The organism is Mesorhizobium sp. M7A.F.Ca.CA.003.01.2.1 (assembly GCF_003998945.1).
Classification (GTDB): domain Bacteria; phylum Pseudomonadota; class Alphaproteobacteria; order Rhizobiales; family Rhizobiaceae; genus Mesorhizobium; species Mesorhizobium ciceri.
In genome coordinates, this window is record NZ_RZRA01000445.1 from 1 (window position 1) to 4,539 (window position 4,539).

Here is a 4,539-nt window from a genome sequence, read left to right on the forward strand (position 1 = left end):
GCGCGCACGCTTGAAGAAGGCGGCAGCCGCAAGCGCAGCGACCTGCCGCGCCTGCTGACGCTGGCCGACGAACTGGAGCGCGCGCAGAAACTGCTGCCGATCGTCTTTGGCCACAATGATCTGTTGCCGGCCAACATTCTCGACGACGGCAACAGGCTGTGGCTGATCGACTTCGAATATGCCGGCTTCAACACGGCGATGTTCGACCTCGCAGGCGCCGCCTCCAACGCCGGCATGAGCGACGAGGAATCCTTCGCCTTCCTGACCGCCTATTTCATGAAGGAACCGGACGAAGCGATCCGCCGTTCGCACGCGGCCATGCAATGCGCCTCGCTGCTGCGCGAGGCGATGTGGAGCATGGTGTCCGAGCTCTATCTCGACGCGCCCGGTATCGACTACGTCGCCTACACCGAGGAAAACCTCGCCCGGCTCGACACGGCGCTGGAAAACTACAGAACGAAGTACGGGATGCAGAAATCATGACATTGCCGACCCAGGCCGCCATCGTCGTCATCGGCGGTGGCATCATCGGCTGTTCGACGGCTTATCATCTGGCGCGCGACCACAAGGCCGATGTCGTTCTGCTCGAACAAGGCAAGCTGACCTCGGGCTCGACCTGGCATGCCGCCGGCCTTGTCGGCCAGTTGCGCTCGTCGGCTTCGATCACCCGCGTGCTGAAATACTCCGTCGACCTCTACAAGGGCCTCGAGGCCGAGACCGGCCTTGCCACCGGCTGGAAGATGACCGGCTGCCTCAGGCTCGCCACCAATGCCGACCGCTGGACCGAGTACAAAAGGCTGGCGACGACGGCGAAAAGCTTCGGCATGGACATGCAATTGCTATCACCGGCGGAAGTCAAGGCAATGTGGCCGCTCATGGAAACCGGCGATCTTGTCGGCGCCTCCTGGCTGCCGACCGATGGCCAGGCGAGCCCCTCCGACATCACGCAGTCGCTGGCCAAGGGCGCGCGCATGCATGGCGCCAAACTGTTCGAGGATGTCCGCGTCATCGGCTTCGAAATGAAGGACGGCCGCATCACGGCGGTGAAGACCAACAAGGGCGACATTGCTTGTGACAAGGTGGTCAACTGCGCCGGCCAGTGGGCGCGGCAGGTCGGCGCCATGGCCGGCATCAACGTGCCGCTGCAGCCGGTGAAGCACCAGTACATCATCACCGAGAAGATCGACGGACTGGCGACCGACGCGCCGACCATCCGCGATCCGGACCGGCGCACCTATTTCAAGGAAGAGGTCGGCGGGCTGGTGATGGGCGGCTATGAGCCGAACCCGCAGGCCTGGGCTACTGGTCTCCCCGGCGGTGACGTCCCCAATGATTGGGAATTCAGGCTGTTCGACGATGATTACGACCATTTCGAGCAGCATATGAGCCAAGCGATCGCGCGCGTGCCGGCACTGGAAACCGTCGGCGTCAAGCAGATGATCAACGGGCCGGAGAGTTTTACGCCGGACGGCAATTTCATTCTCGGCACAGCGCCCGAATGCGCCAACATGTTTGTCGGCGCCGGCTTCAACGCCTTCGGCATCGCCTCGGGCGGCGGCGCTGGCTGGGTGCTGGCGCAGTGGGTGGTCGATGGCGAAGCACCGCTCGACCTGTGGGTGGTCGACATCAGGCGCTTTGCTAATTTGCACCGTGACCGTCAGTGGGTCTGCGACCGCACGCTGGAGGCCTATGGCAAACACTATACGATCGGCTTTCCGCATGAGGAGTATGCCAGCGGGAGGCCGCGCATCGTCTCGCCGCTCTACGACAGGCTGAAACAGCAAAATGCCGTGTTCGGCTCGAAGCTCGGCTGGGAACGGCCTAACTGGTTCGCGCCCGAAGGCGTCGAGCCGCAGGACATCTATTCGATGGGCCGGCAGAACTGGTTTGTGGCGGTCGGCGACGAACACCGGCATGTGCGCGAAAAAGTCGGCATCTTCGATCAATCCTCCTTCGCCAAATACGAGCTGAGCGGGCCCGATGCGCTGAAGGCGCTGGACTGGGTCTGCGCCAACGACGTCAGCAAGCCGGTCGGCCGGCTGACCTACACGCAGCTTCTCAACACACGCGGCGGCATCGAGGCCGATCTGACGGTGGCGCGGCTGGCCGAAGAGAAGTTCTACATCGTCACCGGCACAGGCTTCCGCACGCATGATTCCTCGTGGATCGGCGATCATATCGGCGAAGGGCTCGATGCCAGGCTTGTCGATGTCACCGAGGATTTCGGCACGCTGTCGCTGATGGGTCCTCGGGCGCGCGACGTGCTTTCGGCCGTGACCGAAGCCGACGTCTCAAACGTGAGCTTCCCGTTCGGCCATGTGCGTGAGATTGCCATCGCCGGCCACACAATTCGGGCGCTGCGCGTCACCTATGTCGGCGAACTGGGCTGGGAACTGCACGTGCCCATCGCGGCCACCGGCGAAGTCTTCGACGCGCTGATGGCGGCAGGCAAAAAGCACGACATCCGCCCGATCGGCTATCGGGCACTGGAATCGCTGCGGCTGGAAAAGGGCTATCGTGCCTGGGGCTCCGACATCACGCCCAACGACACGCCGCAGGAAGCCGGGCTCGGCTGGGCGGTCAAGCTGCGCAAGAACACGGATTTCATCGGACGGCGCGCGCTGGAGAAGACCGGCGGCACGGCAATGAAGAAACGCTTTGCCGGCTTCACGGTCGACGACCCCGAGATCGTGCTGCTCGGCCGCGAAACCATCCTGCGCAATGGCGAGCCTGTCGGTTATCTCACCAGCGGCGGTTATGGCTATACGCTGGGCAAGACCATCGGCTACGGCTACGTGCGCAACGCCGACGGGGTCAGCGACGATTTTCTCGCCTCGGGCGACTACGAACTGGTGGTTGCGATGGAGAGGACGCCGGCCAAGATCCACCTCGAGCCGATGTACGACCCGGCAGGCGCGAGGGTCAAAGCGTAGGTCAGGTCACGCGCAGTGCGAGGCCGCGGCTGGGCACGGTGTCGGCTTCGCCGGGCATCGAGACATAAGGGCGCGTTTCCTCGACGCGGGTGACGAGGCCCTGCGCCTCGAGCTCAGCGACGCGCGTGGCGAAGCCCTGATCCCACAGCGAGTTCTTGACCGTCAGCACGATGATGCCGCCCGGCCGGCAGATGCGGATCAGTTCGTCCAGCCCCTCGACGCCAACATGACCTGATGTGAAGACGCCGGCCGAGATCACTCCGGCATAGGCATCATCGGCAAAGGGCAGATGACCGCCCAGCGCCAGGCAATGGAGCGCGGAATAGACACCCTTGCGGGCTGCCTGATCCAGCATGCCTTGCGAAATATCGAGTGCCTCGACTTGCGGGTAACCAGCAATATCAAGCCATTCGCCGATGAGACCGGTGCCGGCCCCGGCATCGAGCAGCGGTGCTGAACCGCGCGGCAGATGGCGGGTCAGCAGCGCAAGGCAGATCGTCGGATGGCGATAGCCGGCGGCCGACATGTCGGCGTCGTAGGTCTGCGACCAACGATCATAAAGTGCGGCGACCTCTTCGGGCCGCTTTGCCGCGTAGGCCGCGCCAAGCGCACCCTGATGTTTGTTGTCCGCCACTTTGATCCAGTCCGCCAATTTTTGATCTCGCAGTGATGATAGCCAAAGCGCGAAAATTGTGGAACCGTTGCCGCGACAAATAACAGTGTGTGGGGGCGCAGGCATGATTACAGACTAGGCGCGCGCGGCACTGGACGCCATTCCCATGCTGGCCGGCTACAGCGGGCCGCTGGAACGGCTGGGCGGCCTCACCAACCTCGTCTTCAAGGCCGGCGACTTCTGCCTGCGCATTCCCGGCAAGGGCACCGAGGAATACATCAACCGGGCCAACGAAGCGGTGGCTGCACGCGAAGCTGCAAAAGCAGGGGTCAGTCCCGAGGTGCTGCATGTCGATGCCGGCACCGGGTTGATGGTGACACGCTACATCGCCGGCGCCGAAACCATGTCGGAGGAGAAATTCAAGGTTCGGCCGGGCAGTCCAGCCCGCGCCGGCGAGGCCTTTCGCAAGCTGCACAATTCAGGCGCGGTGTTTCCCTTCCGCTTCGAGCTGTTTGCGATGATCGACGACTATCTCAAGGTGCTGTCCACCAAGGAGATCGCCCTGCCCGCCGGCTATCATGACGTGGTGCGCGAGGCGGAAACCGTGCGCTCGGCACTTGCCGCCCATCCGCTGCCGATCGTTGCCTGCCACTGCGATCCGCTGTGCGAGAACTTCCTCGATACGGGCGAGCGGATGTGGATCGTCGACTGGGAATATTCGGGCATGAACGACCCGCTCTGGGACCTTGGCGACCTCTCCGTGGAAGGTAAATTCGATCTGGCGCAAGACGAAGAGATGATGCGCGCCTATTTCGGCGGCGAGGCGAGGCCGGCGGAGCGCGGCCGCATCGTCATCTACAAGGCGATGTGCGACCTGTTATGGACGCTGTGGGGGCTGATCCAGCTCGCCAACAACAACCCGGTCGATGATTTTCGCGCCTATGCCGACGGGCGGTTCGCGCGCTGCAAGGCGCTGATGGAGACGTCCGAGTT

General features: G+C 63.5%; 4 protein-coding genes. 3 read left to right on the plus strand and 1 reads right to left on the minus strand.

The features are described 5' to 3' along the window. The coding region (locus EN969_RS18295) for a phosphotransferase family protein (RefSeq protein WP_164758331.1) at nucleotides 1-483 on the plus strand (483 nt) is incomplete at its 5' end. Beyond that, nucleotides 480-2,933 carry an FAD-dependent oxidoreductase gene (locus EN969_RS18300; RefSeq protein ID WP_063169918.1) on the plus strand — a complete coding sequence of 818 codons (2,454 nt, stop codon included), beginning with the start codon at nucleotides 480-482 and terminating at the stop codon, nucleotides 2,931-2,933. The genes EN969_RS18295 and EN969_RS18300, both read left to right, overlap by 4 nt. 1 nt (nucleotide 2,934) lies before the next feature. Here the strand turns inward: EN969_RS18300 and EN969_RS18305 are convergent, their stop codons facing one another. Beyond that, entirely contained in the window at nucleotides 2,935-3,567 is a 633-nt protein-coding gene (locus EN969_RS18305) for a class I SAM-dependent methyltransferase (RefSeq protein ID WP_063170453.1), read from the minus strand. A 145-nt stretch (nucleotides 3,568-3,712) separates the two neighbouring features. Here EN969_RS18305 and EN969_RS18310 point away from each other — a divergent pair. Next, on the plus strand, nucleotides 3,713-4,539 hold an 827-nt coding region (locus EN969_RS18310), incomplete at its 3' end, for a phosphotransferase family protein (protein WP_164758332.1).

Excerpts from the sequence above, each read along its gene's own strand:
- EN969_RS18300 (WP_063169918.1), top strand. The coding sequence starts at position 480 with ATGACATTGCCGACCCAGGCCGCCATCGTCGTCATCGGCGGTGGCATC.